The sequence below is a fragment of the Variovorax glacialis genome (genome assembly GCF_051216375.1).
Lineage (GTDB): Bacteria > Pseudomonadota > Gammaproteobacteria > Burkholderiales > Burkholderiaceae_C > Variovorax.
The window spans coordinates 320,985-338,798 of the sequence record NZ_JBPJZT010000002.1 but is presented as its reverse complement, the minus strand read 5'-3'; the positions used below and the strand labels follow the sequence as shown (position 1 = coordinate 338,798).

General features: G+C 67.1%; 18 protein-coding genes. 12 read left to right on the top strand and 6 right to left on the bottom strand.

Going from position 1 to position 17,814, the window contains the following annotated elements; all coding sequences use genetic code 11:
- Positions 1-67 precede the first annotated feature (67 nt).
- Positions 68-856, top strand: coding sequence for an alpha/beta fold hydrolase (locus ACSFBL_RS06045; protein ID WP_435514839.1), 789 nt, complete (start codon positions 68-70; stop codon positions 854-856).
- Positions 857-878: 22 nt separating this feature from the next.
- The gene (locus ACSFBL_RS06040) at positions 879-1,955 is read left to right on the top strand and encodes an ROK family protein (protein WP_435514838.1); all 1,077 of its coding nucleotides are present in this window, start codon (positions 879-881) and stop codon (positions 1,953-1,955) included.
- Here the strand turns inward: ACSFBL_RS06040 and ACSFBL_RS06035 are convergent.
- The 3 genes from ACSFBL_RS06035 to ACSFBL_RS06025 form a co-directional block, all read right to left on the bottom strand.
- Positions 1,933-3,324 (bottom strand): phospholipase D-like domain-containing protein, encoded by a 1,392-nt coding sequence (locus tag ACSFBL_RS06035; protein WP_435514837.1) that lies wholly within the window; start codon positions 3,322-3,324, stop codon positions 1,933-1,935. The two genes, ACSFBL_RS06040 and ACSFBL_RS06035, sit on opposite strands and share 23 nt — an antisense overlap.
- The gene (locus tag ACSFBL_RS06030) at positions 3,321-3,986 is read right to left on the bottom strand and encodes a glutathione S-transferase family protein (protein WP_435514836.1); all 666 of its coding nucleotides are present in this window, start codon (positions 3,984-3,986) and stop codon (positions 3,321-3,323) included. The genes ACSFBL_RS06035 and ACSFBL_RS06030 overlap by 4 nt, the downstream gene beginning before the upstream one ends.
- Positions 3,987-4,234: 248 nt before the next feature.
- Positions 4,235-5,353, bottom strand: coding sequence for a 5-methyltetrahydropteroyltriglutamate--homocysteine S-methyltransferase (locus ACSFBL_RS06025; protein ID WP_435514835.1), 1,119 nt, complete (start codon positions 5,351-5,353; stop codon positions 4,235-4,237).
- 145 nt (positions 5,354-5,498) lie between these two features.
- Between ACSFBL_RS06025 and ACSFBL_RS06020 the strand changes: the two genes are divergently transcribed.
- The 9 genes from ACSFBL_RS06020 to ACSFBL_RS05980 all read left to right on the top strand — a co-directional run bounded on the left by ACSFBL_RS06020 (position 5,499) and on the right by ACSFBL_RS05980 (position 13,644).
- Positions 5,499-6,605 (top strand): aromatic ring-hydroxylating dioxygenase subunit alpha, encoded by a 1,107-nt coding sequence (locus tag ACSFBL_RS06020; protein WP_435514834.1) that lies wholly within the window; start codon positions 5,499-5,501, stop codon positions 6,603-6,605.
- Positions 6,602-7,369: a GntR family transcriptional regulator gene (locus ACSFBL_RS06015; RefSeq protein WP_435514833.1), complete on the top strand. Its 768-nt coding sequence runs from the start codon at positions 6,602-6,604 to the stop codon at positions 7,367-7,369. Before ACSFBL_RS06020 ends, ACSFBL_RS06015 begins: the two co-directional genes overlap by 4 nt.
- 12 nt (positions 7,370-7,381) lie before the next feature.
- Entirely contained in the window at positions 7,382-8,392 is a 1,011-nt protein-coding gene (locus ACSFBL_RS06010) for a PDR/VanB family oxidoreductase (RefSeq protein WP_435514832.1), read from the top strand.
- 158 nt (positions 8,393-8,550) lie between these two features.
- Complete coding sequence (locus tag ACSFBL_RS06005; protein WP_435514831.1) at positions 8,551-9,723, top strand: ABC transporter substrate-binding protein; 1,173 nt, start codon at positions 8,551-8,553, stop codon at positions 9,721-9,723.
- Positions 9,724-9,879: 156 nt separating this feature from the next.
- The gene (locus ACSFBL_RS06000; protein ID WP_435514830.1) at positions 9,880-10,752 is read left to right on the top strand and encodes a branched-chain amino acid ABC transporter permease; all 873 of its coding nucleotides are present in this window, start codon (positions 9,880-9,882) and stop codon (positions 10,750-10,752) included.
- Positions 10,752-11,723 (top strand): branched-chain amino acid ABC transporter permease, encoded by a 972-nt coding sequence (locus ACSFBL_RS05995; protein WP_435514829.1) that lies wholly within the window; start codon positions 10,752-10,754, stop codon positions 11,721-11,723. Before ACSFBL_RS06000 ends, ACSFBL_RS05995 begins: the two co-directional genes overlap by 1 nt.
- The gene (locus ACSFBL_RS05990; RefSeq protein WP_435514828.1) at positions 11,720-12,490 is read left to right on the top strand and encodes an ABC transporter ATP-binding protein; all 771 of its coding nucleotides are present in this window, start codon (positions 11,720-11,722) and stop codon (positions 12,488-12,490) included. The genes ACSFBL_RS05995 and ACSFBL_RS05990 overlap by 4 nt, the downstream gene beginning before the upstream one ends.
- Positions 12,483-13,187 carry an ABC transporter ATP-binding protein gene (locus ACSFBL_RS05985; protein ID WP_435514827.1) on the top strand — a complete coding sequence of 235 codons (705 nt, stop codon included), beginning with the start codon at positions 12,483-12,485 and terminating at the stop codon, positions 13,185-13,187. Before ACSFBL_RS05990 ends, ACSFBL_RS05985 begins: the two co-directional genes overlap by 8 nt.
- A gap of 64 nt (positions 13,188-13,251) precedes the next feature.
- On the top strand, positions 13,252-13,644 hold the full coding sequence (locus tag ACSFBL_RS05980; RefSeq protein WP_435514826.1) for an SRPBCC family protein: 393 nt from the start codon (positions 13,252-13,254) through the stop codon (positions 13,642-13,644).
- 123 nt (positions 13,645-13,767) lie between these two features.
- Here ACSFBL_RS05980 and ACSFBL_RS05975 read toward each other — a convergent pair whose 3' ends face one another.
- Positions 13,768-14,385 carry an NAD(P)-dependent oxidoreductase gene (locus ACSFBL_RS05975; protein ID WP_435514825.1) on the bottom strand — a complete coding sequence of 206 codons (618 nt, stop codon included), beginning with the start codon at positions 14,383-14,385 and terminating at the stop codon, positions 13,768-13,770.
- Between the two features lie 102 nt (positions 14,386-14,487).
- Here ACSFBL_RS05975 and ACSFBL_RS05970 point away from each other — a divergent pair, with 102 nt between their 5' ends.
- Complete coding sequence (locus tag ACSFBL_RS05970; protein ID WP_435514824.1) at positions 14,488-15,462, top strand: LysR family transcriptional regulator; 975 nt, start codon at positions 14,488-14,490, stop codon at positions 15,460-15,462.
- Here ACSFBL_RS05970 and ACSFBL_RS05965 read toward each other — a convergent pair.
- Together ACSFBL_RS05965 and ACSFBL_RS05960 are read right to left on the bottom strand one after the other, a co-directional pair.
- Positions 15,407-16,540 carry an HPP family protein gene (locus tag ACSFBL_RS05965; protein ID WP_435514823.1) on the bottom strand — a complete coding sequence of 378 codons (1,134 nt, stop codon included), beginning with the start codon at positions 16,538-16,540 and terminating at the stop codon, positions 15,407-15,409. The two genes, ACSFBL_RS05970 and ACSFBL_RS05965, sit on opposite strands and share 56 nt — an antisense overlap.
- Before the next feature lie 5 nt (positions 16,541-16,545).
- Positions 16,546-17,784: a multidrug effflux MFS transporter gene (locus ACSFBL_RS05960; RefSeq protein ID WP_435514822.1), complete on the bottom strand. Its 1,239-nt coding sequence runs from the start codon at positions 17,782-17,784 to the stop codon at positions 16,546-16,548.
- Positions 17,785-17,814 lie beyond the last annotated feature (30 nt).

Genomic DNA, 17,814 nt, shown 5'->3' with positions numbered 1-17,814 from the left:
GTTCTCCTACACCGGGTCGTGCGGCCTGCTGTCGCTGCGAGGGCATGGATGAACGCAAAGTGAACGCGTGCTCATCAACTACGTCCGACGCGGTGAAGGGAAGCCCCTGTTGCTCGTGCATGGACTGGGCAGCAGCTGGCGCTCGTGGCAGACCGTCCTGAATCCGCTGGCTGCCGAACGCGCCGTGGTGGCGATCGACTTGCCGGGCTTCGGCAAGAGCCCTCCGCTCGCGGGGGAGGTGTCGGTGCGCACGCTCGGCAACGCGGTCGCCCAGTTCCTCAAGGAACATGACCTGATCGGCACCGATGCGGTCGGCAGTTCGCTGGGCGCCCGGCTGGTGCTTGAACTCGCGGAGCGGGGTGGTGTCCTGGGCTCCGTCGTTTCGCTGGGGCCGGGCGGGTTCTGGGCCGGGTGGGAGCGCTACATCTATCAAACTTCGATCTGCTTCTCGCGGCGACTGGTACGGGGTCTCAGGTTCGCCATGCCCGCGATCGCCGAGCACGAATGGTCGCGCAAGCTGCTGCTGGCGCAGTTCTCGGCCCAGCCGACCCGGCTGTCGCCGGCGCTCGTGCTGGAGGAGATGCGCAGCTACGCGTCGGCGGAATCCTTCAGCGTGATACTTCGCGACCTGGTGCGTGCCGCGCCGCTGGAAGGGCTTGCAATCGGCAGCATCGCCAAGCCGATGGTGATCGGCTGGGGACGGCTGGACCGCATCTGCCTGCCCCGGCAGGCGGCGCGGGCGCAGCAGCTTTTTCCGGATGCGCGCCTGCACTGGTTCGAGCGCTGCGGCCACTTTCCGCACTGGGACGCGCCGGAGGAAACTGCACGCCTGATACTGGACACCACCGCCGACTGATTCCACCGCGATGAAAGATTCGATGCCATCCGAACGTGACCTGCTTCCGCTTCCCGACGTGCATGGCGCACGCGAACTGCCCTCCGTCGTCGTCGAGGGCTACAGCCTTCAGGTTCGCGACAAGGACGGCTTCATCGGCGACCAGGCCAGCCAGACCGCATTCCGGAAACTGCTCGAACGCTGGCGCCAGCGTCGCCGCCGCAAGGGCAAGGATCCGCTGGGCGGCCGTCATTCCAAGGACCTCAGCAAGCGCGCGCTGGACGCGGCGCTGGGCGAAGCCAGGGCCTCCGAGGCGGCCGACGTGGTGCACGCCGCGATCGAGGAATTCGCTGGAGAACTGGCCTGGGTGATCGATCGCTTCATGCGCCAGCCTTCGTGGAAGGGCGTCGAGCGGATCGTGATCGGCGGCGGCTTTCCGGAGAGCGACGTCGGCGAGCGCGCGATCCTGCAGGCAGCGGCGATCCTCCAGGACATGAAAGTTTCGGTGCAACTTGCGCGCATCTGTCACGAGACTGACGACGGCGGCCTGCTGGGCTGGGTTCACCTCACGCCGCGGGCCATGCTGAAGAAGTACGACGCGATCCTCGCGCTCGACATCGGCGGCACGAATGTGCGCTGCGGCATCGTCAAGACGCGGCGTAACCGTGCAAAGGACCTGTCGAAGGCCAAGGTGATGCGTCGCGAGAAGTGGCGCCACAAGGATGACGGGCCCAGCCGAAAGGAACTGATCGACCATCTCGCGGAAATGATCGAATCCCAGGTGCGCTATTGCAAGAAGAAGGGCATCCGGCTCGCGCCCTTCATCGGCATCGGATGCCCGGGGCTGATCCGCAAGGACGGTTCGATCTCGCGCGGCACGCAGAACCTCCCAGGCGATTGGGAAGGCGACACCTTCCATCTGCCCAGCGAACTGTGCAAGCGGATCCCGACCATCCATGGCGAGACCACCGAAGTGCTGATGCACAACGACGCCGTGGTCCAGGGCCTGAGCGAGCTGCCCTTCATGCAGGACGTGAAGCGCTGGGCCGTGCTGACCATCGGCACGGGGCTGGGCAATGCGAGCTACACGAACAAGGCTAGAGCTGGAAAGCGATCGTGAGCAGCAGCCCTTCGGCCACGTCGCGCATCAGGCCCGGCCTGCGCGCACGGTAGGACTCGCCGGCGGAGGAGGTGGTCTCGATCCACTGGGCCAGCCATTCGACCTCGTCGTTGCCATAGAACACCACCGCTGCCTCGTGGTTCAGCAACAGGCTGCGCATGTCGAGGTTGATCGAGCCGCAAAGCGCCAGGTTGTCGTCGACCACGACCGCCTTCGCATGGGCCATGAAGGGCAGCATGCGGAAGATGACGCCGGCGCGCGCGAGGTCGCGCATCGCGCGGGCGCGCACGAAGTCGGCGAGCCGGTGGTTCGATTGCGCGGGCATCGCGATGGTGACCTGCACCCCGCGCCGAGCCGCCAGCCGCAAGGCGTCCCGCAAACCGTCGCCGGGCACGAAGTAGGGGGTGATCGCCAGCACCCGATGCTCGGCGCGAAAGCAGGCGTCGATCAGCAGCGCATGCGCCGTGTCTTCGGTCTGGTCGGGGCCGCTGGGGAGGAACTGCGCGAAGCCCTCCGCTGAAGGGTCGTCGTCCGCCGAGATCGCGCGCGGCTTGCGTTTGCGCACCGAGGCCCAGTCATGGTCGAACTGCCGCGCCGCCGCCGCCGCCACGCTGCCCTGCAGGTCGAAGGAAAGGTCGCGCCAAGGGATCGGATGATCGTCGTTGCCGGTGAAATATTCGCCCGCGAGATTGCGACCGCCCGACCACATCCGGCTGTCGTCCGCGATGGTCAGCTTGCGATGGTTGCGCAGGTTGCGCGGTCCGGTGCGGCGCAGACTGAAGATGGGGCGGAACACCGCGACCTCGGCGCCTGCTTCGCGCAGTGCGTCGAAGTGCGAGCGCGGCAGCGACAGCGCGCCGAAGCCGTCGAGCAGCACGCGCACCTTGATGCCCTCGCGCGCCCGGCGCGACAGCCGATTGATCACCTCGTGACCCAATGCGTCGTCCCCGATGATGAAGGTGCATACGTCGAGGCGCTGGCTTGCGCCCTCGATCACTTCGAACAAAGCGTCGCGCGCGGCGCCGCCGTCGGCGTGAAAACGCGGGGTGCAGCGACCCGGCGCGGCGAGGCCGAAGCTCTCGATCAGGTCGGCGGCCCAGTGGCCCGCCGGTGCGGACCTCGGCGGCCGAGGCGAGCCGGTCGGCCGCAGCTTGCGCTGGCCGAACATCAGGTACATCGGGAAGATGATGTACGGCACGAGCACCAGCCCCATGACCCACGCGATCGCCGTGGTGGGCGCCCGCTGCTCGCGCCGTGCGCGCGTCGTCAGCACGTACACCAGCAGCGCGAAGGTGACGACCAGCAGGTGCTGCGACGGCGAAGGGAGCCAGTCCAATAGCTCGTCGAGCAGGTCGTCGAGCCGGTTCACGTGCGGAGATGCTGCAGGAAGGCGGGTACGGGGCGGCCCTCCGAGGCAAGGAAGCCCATCATCGCGCCGACCACTTGGCGCACTGCACCCCGTGCGCCTACGCGATCGCGCCACTTCACCAGCCGCGGCGTGGCCTCGGTCATCCCCGCGCCTTTGCGGTCGGCGAACACGTGCGCCATGTAGAACGCGATGTCGGCGTAGGAATAGTCGCCCGCGAGATAGTCGCGCTGGGCCAGCAGCCGATCCAGTTCTTCATGGAAGCGGGCGCAGGCACCGCAGGCCGCCACGGCCGCGGCGCTTTGCATGTCGTGCTGAAGCCCGAAGAGCTTCACCACAAGAGGGAAATAGACCTCGTCCGACTTGAGCTCCAGCTGCCGGGCCCGCGCCCGGGCCGCGACGTCGGCAGGCCAGAGCGGGGGGAGGGGAGAACGGTCTTCGAGGTACTCGAAGATCTGCGTCGAGTCGAAGAGCTCTACGTCGCCGTCGATCAGCACAGGCACCTGCCGCTTCGGGTTGACCCGCAGCACCTCTGGGTGCTTCGGCTCATAGTTGTCATCCCGGTCGAAGGGCACCATGACGCATTCGAACGCCAGCCCCTTTTCAAGCAACGCGATCTGCGCTTTGGCGCCGAACATGCTGAGCGGACCGGTGAAGAGCTTCATGCCCCGAAGCCTACTTCACCGGCGCGCCAAATCAAACCAACTCATCCAGCCCGGTCGCGGAACACCGCGGAACCGGCTTCGCCGGGCCGCTGGTGTTGCCCCCGGCAGGGGGTAGGCGGCTACACGAAGTGAGCAAGCCTGGGGGCGAGCTCAGAACCACCGCGGAACCGGCTTCGCCGGGCCGCTGGTGTTGCCCCCGGCAGGGGGTAGGCGAAGCGACACGAAGTGCGCGAAGCCTGGGGGCGAGCTCAGCTCCCCCAGACCTCCTGCGCGGTTTCGATGACCAAACGCAGCTTGGCGCGCTGGGCTTCCACGGCGATGTTGTTGCCGTGCACCGTGCTCGAGAAGCCGCACTGCGGCGACAGCGCAAGCTGGTCGAGCGACACGTACTTGGCGGCGGCCTCGATGCGGCTCTTGAGTTCGTCCTTGTCTTCCATCTCGCCGAACTTGGTGGTCACCAGGCCCAGCACCACGGTCTTGCCCTTGGGCAGGAAGCGCAGCGGGCGGAAGTCGCCGGAGCGGGCGTCGTCGTATTCGAGGAAGTAGGCGTCGAGGTCCATCTCCTTCAGCAGCGCCTCGGCCACGGGCTCGTAGTTGCCGGCCGCCGCGTGGGTGCTCTTGAAGTTGCCGCGGCATAGGTGCATCGCGAGGGTCATGCCGGCCGGTTTCTGTGCGACCACCTTGTTGATGAAGGCGGCGTAGCGGTGCGGCAGCTCGTTGGGGTCGTCGCCGCGCTGGCGGGCGGCTTCGCGCATCCGCTCGTCGCAGAGGTAGGCGAGGTTGGTGTCGTCCATCTGCACGTAGGTGCAGCCGGCTTCGGCCAGCGAGCGAAGTTCGTCGCCGTAGGCCTTCGCGACGTCGTCGTAGAAGGTCGGGTCGAGTTCGGGGTAGGCCTCCTTGCTGATGCCGGCGCGGCCACCGCGGAAGTGCAGCATCGTGGGCGAGGGGATGGTGACCTTGGGCGTGTTGCCCGCCGACACCTGGCTCTTGAGGTACTGGAAGTCGGCGAGTTGGATGTTCTTGGCATGGCGCACCTTGTCGATGACGCGCATCACGGGCGGTGCGAGTTCCTCGGTGCCGTCGGGCTTGCGGATGGTGACCGGGATGTCGGTCTTCACGCCGCCGAGCTGCTCGAGGAAGTCGATGTGGAAGTACGTGCGGCGGAATTCGCCGTCGGTGATGCTCTTGAGGCCGACGTCTTCCTGGAACTTGACGATCTCGGTGATGGCCTTGTCTTCGACCTTGCGAAGTTGCTCGGGCGTGATCTCGCCCTTGGCTTTCTGTTCGCGCGCTTCGAGCAGGTATTTGGGGCGCAGGAAGCTGCCGACGTGGTCGTAGCGGGCAGGCAGGGCGGCGTGCTGGGACATGGGTTGGCTCCGTCGAATCTGGAATAGAACGGTCGATCGTATCCGCTCAGGGCACCCCTGTTGTGGATACAGAAAGACTGGTGTTTACCCTGAAATTGGTCCAAAAGACTGGATTTCACGCCTCTAATGTATACAGTCAGTATCCATGAATGCCCCTACGAGCCCATTTCCGCTGAACGCCTGGTACGCCGCCGCGTACGACGTCGAAGTCAAGCACGCCCTGCTGGCACGCACCATCTGCAACCAGAAACTCGTGATGTACCGGCGCACCGATGGGCAGGTCGCCGCGCTGGAGGATGCGTGCTGGCACCGGCTGATGCCCTTGTCGCTCGGTCGGCTCGAAGGCGACGAGCTCGTCTGCGGCTACCACGGGCTGGTCTACAACAGCCAGGGGCGCTGCACCTTCATGCCCAGTCAGGAGACCTTGAATCCGTCGGCCTGCGTGCGCGCTTATCCGGTGGTCGAGAAACACCGCCTCGTCTGGGTGTGGCCGGGCGATCCGGCCAAGGCCGATCCGTCACTGGTGCCCGACATGCACTGGAACGACGACCCCGAATGGGCCGGTGACGGCAAGATGATCCGCGTCGCATGCGACTACCGGCTGGTCGTCGACAACCTGATGGACCTGACGCACGAGACCTTCGTGCACGGCTCGTCGATCGGCAACCGCGAAGTGGCCGAGGCGCCTTTCGTGGCGACCCACGGCGATCGGTCGGCGACCGTCACGCGCTGGATGGAAAACATCGATGCGCCGCCGTTCTGGGCTGGGCAGATCCACCATGCGCACGGCTACCGGGGCAAGGTCGATCGCTGGCAGATCATTCGCTTCGAAGGGCCCTGCACGGTCAACATCGATGTTGGCGTGGCCGAGGCGGGCACCGGCGCGGTGCCGCGCGATGGCCAGCCGGGCGACCGCAGCAAGGGCGTCAACGGCTACGTGCTCAACACCATCACGCCCGAAACCGACAAGACCTGCCTCTACTTCTGGGCCTTTGCGCGGAACTACTGCATCGGCGAGCAGCGCCTGACGCACGAGTTGCGCGAGGGCGTGGCAGGCATCTTCCGCGAGGACGAAGTGGTGCTCGAAGCGCAGCAGCGCGCCATCGACGAGCGGCCGGACTACAGCTTCTACAACCTGAACATCGATGCCGGCGCGATGTGGGCGCGGCGGCTCATCGACCAGATGGTCGCGCGCGAGAAGCCGCGTGCGACGACCATTCCGATCCAGCCCGCCGTGGCGGAGCGCGCGTGAGCACAGCCACGGCGTCCGCTGTGGGCGAACCCGCCGAAGCCGGTGGGTCGCAGGCGGTCAAGGCCCAACTGCGATTGCGCGAGATGGTGCTCGCCGGCGAACTGCCGGGCGGCGCGCGCATTGCTGAGGTCGCGATTTCCGAGCTGCTGGGTGTCTCCCGGACGCCAGTGCGCAGCGCGCTCATGCGACTCGAACAGGAAGGCCTGCTGGAGGCCTTGCCGAACGGCGGCTATGCCGTTCGCACTTTCTCCGAGCGCGATGTCGCCGACGCGATCGAACTGCGCGGCACGCTGGAAGGGCTGTCCGCCCGCCTGGCGGCCGAGCGGGGCGCGCCGCCTGTGGTGTTGCGCGAGGCGCGCGCCTGCCTGAAACGCATCGACGAGCTGCTGCGCGACGCTGCGCTCGACGATGCGGCGTTCTCGCGCTACGTCGCCTACAACGAGGAGTTCCATCGGCTGTTGACCGAGATGTCGGGCAGCCCGCTGATCGCGCAGCAGCTGGAGCGCGTGATCAATCTGCCGTTCGCGTCGCCCTCGGGTTTCGTCGTCGTCCAGGCCAATTCGCCCGCCGCGCGCGACATGCTGCTGATCGCGCAGGACCAGCACGGGCAGGTGCTCGACGCGATCGAGAACCGCGAAGGCTCGCGCGCCGAGGCGCTGATGCGCGAGCACAGCCGCATTGCCCAGCGCAACCTCCGCGAAGCGCTGCATGGCGCGCAGAACCATCCCTTGCCGGGCGTGCAGCTCATCCGCCGCCGGGCCTGAAAAAGCTTCAAGATGAAAAGCGATATCCACTGGATGCCGGCGCGCATCACCGCCTGCCGCGACCTCACCCCGACGGTGCGCGAGTTCGAGATCACGCCCGAATCCGGCATCGTCGCCGGGCACGAGCCCGGCGCGCATCTGCAGGTGCAGGTGCTGGTCGGCGAACCGGGTTCGGGGCGCATGCAAACGCGCTCCTATTCGGTGGTCGGAGCACCCGACGGTCGGGCGTGGCGCATTGCGGTGAAGCGTCTGGACGACGGCCGTGGCGGATCGCTCGCGATGTGGCGGCTTGCGACGGGCGATCGCCTGCTGGTGAGCGAGCCGCAGAGCCATTTCGGCCTCGACCTCACCGCACCCGGCTACCTGCTGGTGGCGGGCGGCATCGGCATCACCCCGCTGGTCTACATGGCGCAGCGGCTGGCAACGCTGGCGCAACGTGGCGGCGTGAAAGTGCGCATGCTCTACGGCGCGCGGAGCGAGCAGGAACTGGCCTATCTGCCGGCACTGCAAGAGGCATTCGGCGCCTGCGAAACGACCAGCGTGCAGGCGCATGCCGGCAGCGCGGCGATCGATTTCGCATCCGAGATCGCGGCGCTTCCGCCCGGCGGCCAGCTCTACACCTGCGGACCGGTCCCGATGCTCGAAACGGTCAAGCGCGCCTGGGCCGCTGCCGGCCGCGCGCCGGCGGACCTTCGCTTCGAGACCTTTGGCAGCAGCGGCCGGCTCGCGGCGCAGGCTTTCGAGGTCCGCATCCCGCGCCACGACATGGCGATCACGGTCCCGGCCGGCAGCACGCTGCTCGAAGCGCTCGAAGCCGCGGGCGTCCAGACCCTGTGGGACTGCCGTCGCGGCGAGTGCGGCCTGTGCGCCATGGATGTCCTCGCGGTCGATGGGGAAATCGACCATCGCGATGTCTTCCTCAGCGAACACGAGAAGCAATCGGGCCAGCGCATCTGCGCCTGCGTGTCGCGCGCGGTCGGCACGATCACGCTCGATTCCGCCTGGCGACCCGAAAGTCCATGAGTCGCCGCAGCGTTTGCGCGATGATCGCGCGGCCCAATTGCTGATCGCGCAGAAAACATCTTCATCGTCGGCAAGCTAGGTGTTTGCCGTCCTTCCGGTGCGTTTGCATCTGGTCACAATATCCCCCGTTCCAGCATCCATCCATGAAGGAGAGCTTTATGCTACGTCGCCACCTCGTCCAGGCCGCCAGCTTGACCGCCATCGCGCTGGCCATTCCCCTGGCCCATGCCGCCGATACGTTCAAGATCGGCCTGATCCTGCCGATGACCGGACAGCAGGCGTCCACCGGCCGCCAGATCGAAGCCGCGGCGCGCCTCTACATGGCACAGAACGGCGACACCGTGGCGGGCAAGAAGATCGAGCTGATCGTCAAGGACGACACCGCGCTGCCTGACGTCACGAAGCGCCTGGCCCAGGAGCTGGTGGTGAACGACAAGGTCAACGTGCTCGCCGGTTTTGGCGTCACACCGGCCGCGCTGGCCGCCGCGCCCATCGCGACCCAGTCGAAGACGCCGCTGGTCGTGATGGCCGCCGCCACGTCGAGCATCACGCAAGCCTCGCCGTACGTCGTCCGCTCCAGCTTCACGCTGCCGCAGGTCTCCGTCGCGATGGGTGACTGGGCACCCAAGAACGGCATCAAGTCGGTGGTGACGCTGGTCAGCGACTACGGCCCCGGCAACGATGCCGAGAAATACTTCAAGGAGCGCTTCGAGCTCAACGGCGGCAAGGTGATCGAGTCGCTGCGCGTGCCCCTGCGCAATCCGGACTTCGCGCCTTTCCTGCAAAAGGTGCGTGATGCCAAGCCCGACGCGCTGTTCGTCTTCGTGCCGTCCGGCGCCGGCGCGGCGGTGATGAAGCAGTTCCTCGAGCGCGGCATGGACAAGGCCGGCATCAAGATGATCGCCACCGGCGACGTGACCGATGACGATCAGCTCAACGACATGGGCGACGGCGCGCTCGGCGTGGTCACGACGCACCACTACTCGGCGGCGCACCCGTCGGCGATGAACAAGAAGTTCGTCGACGCCTTCCAGAAGGCCAACAAGGGCATGCGCCCCAACTTCATGGCCGTCGGCGGCTATGACGGCATGCGCATCATCTACGAGGCGCTCAAGACCACCAAGGGCCAGGGCGGCGGCGATGCACTGCTCGCGGCCATGAAGGGCCAGGTCTTCGAAAGCCCGCGCGGCGAAGTGCTGATCGACGCGCAAACGCGCGACATCACGCAGGACGTGTACCTGCGCAAGGTCGAGAAGAAGGACGGCCAGCTCTACAACGTCGAGTTCGACGTGATCAAGGCCGTCAAGGATCCCGGCAAGGCGAAACCCTGACAAATAGGAAGCGAATCCCTCTGCACGCATGAACCTGCCCGGCGCCCGTCGGGGAACACCGCGGAACCGGCTCAGCCGGGCCGCAGGTGTTGCCCCCGGTAGGGGGTGGGCGCCCGACACGAAGTGCGGGCAACCTGGGGGCGAGCCCAACTTTTTATGTTGACGATTCTGTTTGATGGCATTGCTTACGGCATGCTGCTTTTTGTGCTGGCGGTGGGGCTGGCGGTGACGCTGGGGTTGATGAACTTCATCAACCTCGCGCACGGCGCCTTTGCGATGGCGGGCGGGTACCTCACGGTGTTCGCGATGCAGAAGCTGGGGGTGCCGTTCCTCGCCTGCCTGCCGCTGGCCTTCATCGTGGTGGCACTGGTGGGCGCACTGCTGGAGCGCACTCTTTATCGGCCGATGTACGGGAAGCCGCACCTGGACCAGGTGCTGTTCTCGATCGGGCTGGCGTTCATGGCGGTGGCGGGGATCGACTACTTCGTTGGTTCGTCGCAGCAGAACATCCATCTGCCCGACTGGCTGCGCGGCCGCACCGAGATCGGTGACGGCGCGTTCATGCTGGGCATGGGGCACTACCGGATCTTCATCATCGTGCTGTGCGCGCTGTTGACGGTGGTGCTGCAACTGATCCTCTCGAAGACGCGCTTCGGCAGCCGGCTGCGCGCCGCGGTCGACGATCCGCGCGTGGCGGCGGGGCTGGGCATCAACGTGAACGTGGTGTTCCTGATGACCTTTGCCGTGGGGTCGGGGCTCGCCGGCCTCGGGGGTGCATTGGGCGCCGAGATCCTGGGACTCGATCCGACCTTTCCGCTCAAGTACATGATCTATTTCCTCATCGTGGTGTCCGTCGGCGGCACCTCGTCGATCACCGGGCCGCTGCTGGCCGCGCTGCTGCTGGGCATCGCGGACGTGGCGGGCAAGTACTTCATTCCGAAGATGGGCGCCTTCACGGTCTACCTGCTGATGATCATGATCCTGATGTGGCGGCCGCAGGGCCTGTTCACGCGCAAGGGAGGCCGCTGATGGACTTCCAAGCTGGATTGCTGCGCAAGGCGCGCTGGCGGCCGTGGGAATTCGCGATCTGGGCCATTGCCTTCGTGCTGCCTCTGCTCCTGCCCTCGCATGCGCTGATGATCAACGAGATCGCGATCGTCGCGTTGTTCGCGATGTCGCTGGATCTGATCCTCGGCTACACGGGCATCGTTTCGCTCGGGCACGCGGCCTTCTTCGGCTTCGGCGCCTACACCGCCGCCTTGTTCGCGAAGCTCGTGATGCCGGACCCGACGGTGGGGCTCGTGGTCGCCATCGTCCTGTGCGCCGCGCTGGGCGCCATTGCGAGCGTCACCATCCTGCGCGGGACGGACCTGACGCGGCTGATGGTCACGCTCGGCACGGCGCTGCTGCTGCTCGAACTCGCGAACAAGCTCGACTGGCTGACCGGCGGCGCGGACGGGCTGCAGGGCGTTGTGATGGGGCCGGTGCTCGGCCTCTTCGACTTCGACCTGTATGGCCGCACGGCGGCCTGGTATTCGCTCTCGGTGATGCTGCTGCTCTTTCTGCTGATGCGGCGGCTGGTGCATTCGCCCTTCGGCGCGACGCTGAAGGCGATCCGCGACAACCGCCTGCGCGCGATGGCGATCGGCATTCCGGTCGTGTCGCGGCTGGCCGTGATCTACACCGTCGCCGCCGCGATCGCGGGCGCCGCGGGCGCCTTGCTCGCGCAGACCACGGGCTTCGCCTCGCTCGACGTGCTGGCCTTCGACCGCTCGGCCGACGTGCTGCTGATGCTGGTTATCGGCGGCGTGGGCTGGCTCTATGGCGGCATCGCGGGCGCGATCGTGTTCAAGCTGCTGCAGGACACGCTCTCCACCGTCACGCCGCAGTACTGGATGTTCTGGATCGGCCTGATCCTGGTGCTGCTGGTGCTCGTCGGTCGCGACCGGCTTCTCAGGCCCTGGACCTGGTTCGGCGCGCGCGGGAGTGCCAAGCCATGAGCGCCGCCGTGAACGACACCGTCCTATCGGCGACGGGCCTGGTGATGCGCTTCGGCGGCATCACGGCCACCAACAACGTCTCCCTGAACCTCCGGCGCGGCGCGCGCCATGCGCTGATCGGCCCTAACGGGGCCGGCAAGACCACGCTCATCAACCTGCTGACGGGCGTGCTCACGCCGACCGAAGGCCGCATCGTGCTCGAAGGCGAGGACATCACGCGTCTCGCGCCGCACCGCCGGGTGTCGCGCGGCATGGTTCGCACCTTCCAGATCAACCAGCTCTTCGATTCGATGACGCCGCTGGAGACGCTGGCGCTGGTCGTCTCGCAGCACACGCGCCTGGGCGGCCAGTGGTGGAAGCCGCTCGGTGCGTCGAAGCGGGTGGCCGAGCGGGCAGGGACGCTGCTGGAGCAGTTCCGGCTCGCGGACGTCGCGCAGCAGCAGACGAAACACCTTGCCTATGGCAAGCGCCGCCTGCTGGAAATCGCCATCGCGCTGGCCTGCGAGCCGCGCGTGCTGCTGCTCGACGAGCCCGTGGCCGGTGTACCGGCGGGCGAGCGCGAGGAACTGCTGGAAACGGTTGCCGCACTGCCGGCGGATGTGTCCGTGCTGCTGATCGAGCACGACATGGACCTGGTGTTCAGCTTCGCCGATCGGATGACCGTCCTGGTCAACGGCACGCTGCTGACCGAAGGCGACCCCGACACGATCGCCAACGACCCGAAGGTTAAAGAGGTCTACCTGGGCCATGGAGCCGCGCATGTCTGAACTGTTGCGCATCGAGAACCTGAGTGCCGGCTACGGCGAAGCGGTCGTGCTGCACGACATCGCGCTCTCGCTGGGGCAGGGCCAGACCCTCGCCCTGCTGGGCCGCAACGGCACCGGTAAGACCACGCTGATCAACACGCTGGCCGGCGCGACGCGCCAGCATGGCGGCACCATCACGCTGGGTGGCGTGGCGTTGCACAAGCTGTCGCCGCACCAGCGCGCGTCGGCCGGCATCGGCTGGGTACCGCAGGAGCGGAACATCTTCAAGTCGCTGACCGTGCACGAGAACCTGACGGCGGTCGAGCGCCCGGGCAAGTGGAATCCGCAGCGCGTCTACGAGATGTTCCCGCGCCTCGCAGAGCGCAAGGGCAACCTGGGCACGCAGCTGTCGGGCGGCGAGCAGCAGATGCTGGCCGTCGGGCGCGCGCTGGTGGTCAATCCCACCTTGCTGCTGCTCGACGAGCCGCTCGAAGGCCTTGCGCCGATCATCGTGGAAGAACTCCTGCGTGCGATCCGCCGCATCACCCGCGACGAGGGCCTGGCCGCCATCGTCGTCGAGCAGCATCCGCAGGCGATCCTCGCGATCTCTGACGAGGCCGTCGTGCTGGACCACGGCACCGTGGTGCATGCCGACCATGCCGCGACCCTGAGCGCACAGCCCGAAGTTCTGGAGCGGCTGCTGGGGGTCAAGCGATAGGCCGGTGCGGCGGCATGCGCGCGCCTTAAACTGCCCGCTTTCTTTCCTCGCTGGAGCGACAGCCATGGCATCCATTCGACAGGAAATACAGGTGGCGGCGAGCGCCGAGAAGATCTGGGACGCCGTTCGCGATGTCGGCGAAATCCACCATCGGCTCGTGCCGGGCTTCATGACCGACTGCAAGCTCGATGGCGACGCCCGAATCGTGACCTTCGCCAATGGCCTGGTAGCGCGCGAAGTCATCGTGGATCTCGACGACACCGCGCGGCGCGTGGTCTGGTCCGCCACTGGCGAGCGCCTGACGCATCACAACGCGTCGTTGCAGGTGTTCGCCGAAGACGCGACGCACAGCCGACTCGTCTGGATCGCCGACCTGCTGCCTGACAACATGGAGCAGCCCATCAGCGCCATGATCCAGGCAGGCATGCAAGCCATGAAAAAACACCTGGAGCAATAGCGGCCGCTTGCCAGCAGGGCCTTTCATCCCAGAAATGCCGCGGAACCGGCTCCACCGGTCCGCCGGCATTGCCCCCTTGATGGGGTGGGCGGCCACACGAAGCGGGCGAGCCTGGGGGTGTTTTCAATACCCTGCGGTGAAGCGCTCTCGCGAATGCCGCGGTGCCTCGACTTCGTCAGCCATCGCGATCGCGTAGTCCTCCATCGAAATCCAGCTTTTGCCGTTCGCGTCGCTCAGCAGGCTGTCGCCGCCGAGCCGGAACTTGCCGGTCCGCTCGCCGGGTGCGAGCAGCGCGGAGGGCGAGAGAAAGGTCCAGTCGATCGCCTTTTCGGCGCGCAGTGCCTTGAGCATTGCGCCGCCGGCCTGCGCTTCCGCCTTGTAGGCGTCGGGGAACCCGGGCGTGTCGAGCAGCGCTTTGCCGGGCGCGACTTCGAGGCTTCCGGCACCGCCGACGACCAGCAGGCGAGGCACGCCAGCCTGCGTGGCCGCCGCGGCGAGGGTCGCGGCGTCGGGACCGCCCGCGAAATGGGTGGCACTGATCACCGCGTCATGGCCGCGCAGCAGCGGGACCAGCGCATCGACGGAGGTCGCGTCCGCCGTCTTCAGCGTCAGGCCCGGTCGCGCTTCGGCGACTTCGACCTTGCGTGCGATGCCGGTGACCGCATGGCCCCGTTGCAGCAGTTCGTTCGCGATGCGCGAGCCGGCGCGGCCGGTGATACCGAGGATGGCGATCTTGCTCATGTGGCGTCCTGGGATTGGTTGGTTCGGCCACGATCCTATGTTGCTTGATCCGATCGAAAAAGCACTTAGCATGCAAATGTTTGTTGCCTGGATCGATCGAATATGGACCGCCTTATCGCCGCCGAAGTGTTCGTCTGCATCGCCGAGCGCGCGAGCATGACCAGCGCCGCCGAAGCCCTCGACATGTCGCGCGCCATGGTCACGCGCTACCTCGCGCAGATGGAGCAATGGGCCGGTGCGCGGCTCCTGCACCGCACGACGCGGCGCCTGAGCCTGACGGAGGCAGGCGAGGAGACGCTCGCGCGCTGCCGGCGCATGCTCGAAGTCGCCGCCGACATGGCGATAGCGCCCGCTGCCGAAGCCGACGTGCCGAGGGGCCTGCTGCGCGTGGCCTGCGCGCAGTCGCTCGCGCAGGATGTACTGGCGTCGGCGGTCGCGGAGTACCTGCGCCGTTATCCGCTGGCTTCGATCGACCTGCACATCGACGGGCGGCCGGTGAACCTCGTCGAGGCGCGGATCGACCTGGCGATCCGCATCACGAACGACCTCGACCCGAACCTGATCGCGCGCCCGCTGGGCCATTGCGCGTCCGTCATCTGCGCATCGCCGGCCTACCTGGCCGCGCACGGCACGCCCCGCAGCATCCACGACCTGGCCACGCACAACTGCCTGACCTATTCGTACTTCGGCAAGAGCCTGTGGCAGTTCGAGCAGCAGGGAGAAAACATCGCCGTGCCGGTCAGCGGCAATCTCAGCGCGAACGAGTCGCAGGTGTTGCTCGCTGCGGCCATCGAAGGTGCCGGCATCGCGATGCAGCCGGTGTATTCGGCGGCCGGGCCGATCGCGCAGGGGAAGCTCGTTGCGTTGCTGCCGGGCGCCGTGGCGCAGGGGCTGGGTGTCTACGGGCTGTATGGCTCGCGGCGTCAGATGCCGGCGTCCCTGCGTGTGCTGCTCGACTTTCTGGCGGAGCGCTTTGCCGACGGCCGGTACTGGCCGCCGGGCGTCGCCGAAGGAAAGCGGTCTAGGCCTGCGGCCCGACAGCGCGGTACAGCGCCCGCACGAAATCGGACTGGGTGATCATCCCGGTGAGCCGCCGCTCGCCGTCGATGATCGGGATGTGGTGATGGCCGCCTTCGGAGAACAAAGGCACCAGTTCGACCATGGGCCGGTCCTCGCTCGACACCCGCACCTGCCGCGTCATGATCTGCCCGACCACCTCGGGCTTGCTCGACATCACCGTGCGCGTCGCCCGGATGAAGTCGCGCAGCCGGCCGCCGATGCCTTCGTGGTGCTGCAGGTCGATGTGCCGGAAGAAGTCGGCTTGCGTGACGATGCCGACCACCCGCCGGGTGCGGTCGACCACCGGAAGCGCCTTGATGCGCCGCTCGTGCATCAGCGCCCATGCCTCCTGCAGCGGTGTGCCGAATTCGACCGTCACCGGCTCGCGAGACATGATGTCGGCGCAGCGCACCGTGCCCAGCCGGCGATGCCACGATTCCATCTCGGTCTGCTGGATCAGGGACTCCAGGTCGTCGCGGCTGATGTCCAGCACCTGGTTGTAGCGGGCGAGCACCGCATCGATATCGGCCGAGCTGAAGCGCGTGTCGCCGGCGGGCGGTCGCGGGACGATCTGAACGTGGGGGTAGCGTCGACCGGTCAGCGTGTTGTAGAGCACGCCCGCCAGCACCAGCAGCAGGGAATCGGTCAGCACCGGAGAGATCGTAAAGGGGAAGTCCGGCGTGTGCGTCAGCACCGCGAGCAGGGCGACCGCGCCGCCCGGCGGATGCAGGCAGCGCAAGCTGAACATGAGCCCGATCGCCAGTGCGGTCGCGACCGCCCCGAGCCACCACGCATCAGGCAGCCATCGGGCGCAGGCCACGCCGACCAGCGCCGCAAGCGTATTGCCGCCGATCACCGGCCAGGGCTGCGCGAGAGGGCTCGCCGGCAGCGCGAACACCAGCACCGCACTGGCGCCCAATGGGGCGATCAGCCAGTTGCCGCTGGCCGACGGCCCGGCCACCACCTGGCAGATCAGGGCCGTGAACAACAGGCCCAGCGCCGCGCCGCCGACGGCGCGCAGGCGTTCTTTTCCGTCGACGACCGTCGGCCCCGGAATCCAGGCGCGCGCGAAAGTCGTGAGCGTTTCCAGTCGCATCGCCGTCAGGCCGGTTCACCGGCGACGAGGCGTCCGATCTCGGGCCAGCGCCCGTGCAGCCAGACCCAGGCGACCAGACCGATGCCGAGCATGAGGATCGACGTCGCAGCCAACGCGAAGGTCGAATGCATCACCAGCGGCGCGATCACGCCCGCGACGATGCCGTTGGCGGTGGAACCGATCACCGCCTGTAGCGACGAAGCCATGCCGCGACGATCGGGGTGAAGGTCGAGCACGAGCAAGGTCACCACCGGCACCATCAACGCCCAGCCGAAGGCGAACACCGCCAGCGGCCAGAGCGCCCATGCCGCGTGTGGCGTGAAGAGGGCGTTGGCCAGGACGTTGACGAGCGACGTCGCCAGCATGATCACGAAGCCGTCGCGGATCTGCCGCTTCGGCGCGACCTTGCCGGCCATGCGACCGCTCGCCCATGCGCCGGCCATGATGCCGCCGATGGTCAGCAGGAAGAACCAGAAGAACTGCGTGGGCGCCAGCGCGAGGTGTTCGCCGAGAAAGGCGGGCGCAGCCAGCACGTAGAGGAACATGCCGTTGAACGGAACGCCGCTGGCCAGCGCAAGGAGGAGGAAGCGCGGGTCCGAGCACAGGTCCCAATAGCCGCGCATCAGGTGCCGCACCTCGAAGGGCTGGCGGTGCTCGAGGTGCAGCGTCTCGGGCAACAGCTTGTAGTTGGCAACGAACAGCACCACGCCGACCGCGACAAGAAACCAGAAGATGCTGTGCCATCCGAGATGCACGAAAAGGAAGCCGCCCACGATCGGCGCGATGGCCGGTGCGATGCCGAAGTAGATCGTGACCTGGCTCATCACCTTCTGGGCCTCCGCCGGCGGGAACATGTCGCGGATCACCGCGCGCGAGACGACGATGCCGGCACCGGTCGACAGCCCTTGCAGCGCCCGGAACAGCACGAGCTGGCCGATGGTCTGGGAAAGCGCACAGCCCAGCGAGGCGATCGTGAACACCGCCAGGCCCCACAGCACGACCGGCCTGCGGCCGAAGCTGTCCGACAGCGCGCCGTGGAACAGGTTCATGAACGCAAAGCCGAACAGGTAGGCCGAGAGCGTCTGCTGCATCTCGACCGGCGTGGCGCCGATCGAACGTGCAATGCCCGAGAACGCGGGAATGTAGGTGTCGATCGAGAACGGCCCGAGCATGCCCAGCACCGCCAGCAGCACGGCCAGCGCCCAGCGCGGGGCCAGCCAGAGTTTGTGGGCGTCGGGGTTCATGCAAGCGTCTCCTGTCTCCAATGAAAAGAG

What these genes read in the sequence shown, in the direction of transcription:
- ACSFBL_RS06040 (WP_435514838.1), top strand. Translation starts at nt 879, where the DNA reads ATGCCATCCGAACGTGACCTGCTTCCGCTTCCCGACGTGCATGGCGCA.
- ACSFBL_RS06030 (WP_435514836.1), bottom strand. Translation starts at nt 3,986, where the DNA reads ATGAAGCTCTTCACCGGTCCGCTCAGCATGTTCGGCGCCAAAGCGCAG.
- ACSFBL_RS06025 (WP_435514835.1), bottom strand. Translation starts at nt 5,353, where the DNA reads ATGTCCCAGCACGCCGCCCTGCCTGCCCGCTACGACCACGTCGGCAGC.
- ACSFBL_RS06020 (WP_435514834.1), top strand. Translation starts at nt 5,499, where the DNA reads ATGAATGCCCCTACGAGCCCATTTCCGCTGAACGCCTGGTACGCCGCC.
- ACSFBL_RS06010 (WP_435514832.1), top strand. Translation starts at nt 7,382, where the DNA reads ATGAAAAGCGATATCCACTGGATGCCGGCGCGCATCACCGCCTGCCGC.
- ACSFBL_RS06005 (WP_435514831.1), top strand. Translation starts at nt 8,551, where the DNA reads ATGCTACGTCGCCACCTCGTCCAGGCCGCCAGCTTGACCGCCATCGCG.
- ACSFBL_RS06000 (WP_435514830.1), top strand. Translation starts at nt 9,880, where the DNA reads ATGTTGACGATTCTGTTTGATGGCATTGCTTACGGCATGCTGCTTTTT.
- ACSFBL_RS05995 (WP_435514829.1), top strand. Translation starts at nt 10,752, where the DNA reads ATGGACTTCCAAGCTGGATTGCTGCGCAAGGCGCGCTGGCGGCCGTGG.
- ACSFBL_RS05990 (WP_435514828.1), top strand. Translation starts at nt 11,720, where the DNA reads ATGAGCGCCGCCGTGAACGACACCGTCCTATCGGCGACGGGCCTGGTG.
- ACSFBL_RS05985 (WP_435514827.1), top strand. Translation starts at nt 12,483, where the DNA reads ATGTCTGAACTGTTGCGCATCGAGAACCTGAGTGCCGGCTACGGCGAA.
- ACSFBL_RS05980 (WP_435514826.1), top strand. Translation starts at nt 13,252, where the DNA reads ATGGCATCCATTCGACAGGAAATACAGGTGGCGGCGAGCGCCGAGAAG.
- ACSFBL_RS05975 (WP_435514825.1), bottom strand. Translation starts at nt 14,385, where the DNA reads ATGAGCAAGATCGCCATCCTCGGTATCACCGGCCGCGCCGGCTCGCGC.
- ACSFBL_RS05970 (WP_435514824.1), top strand. Translation starts at nt 14,488, where the DNA reads ATGGACCGCCTTATCGCCGCCGAAGTGTTCGTCTGCATCGCCGAGCGC.
- ACSFBL_RS05965 (WP_435514823.1), bottom strand. Translation starts at nt 16,540, where the DNA reads ATGCGACTGGAAACGCTCACGACTTTCGCGCGCGCCTGGATTCCGGGG.
- ACSFBL_RS05960 (WP_435514822.1), bottom strand. Translation starts at nt 17,784, where the DNA reads ATGAACCCCGACGCCCACAAACTCTGGCTGGCCCCGCGCTGGGCGCTG.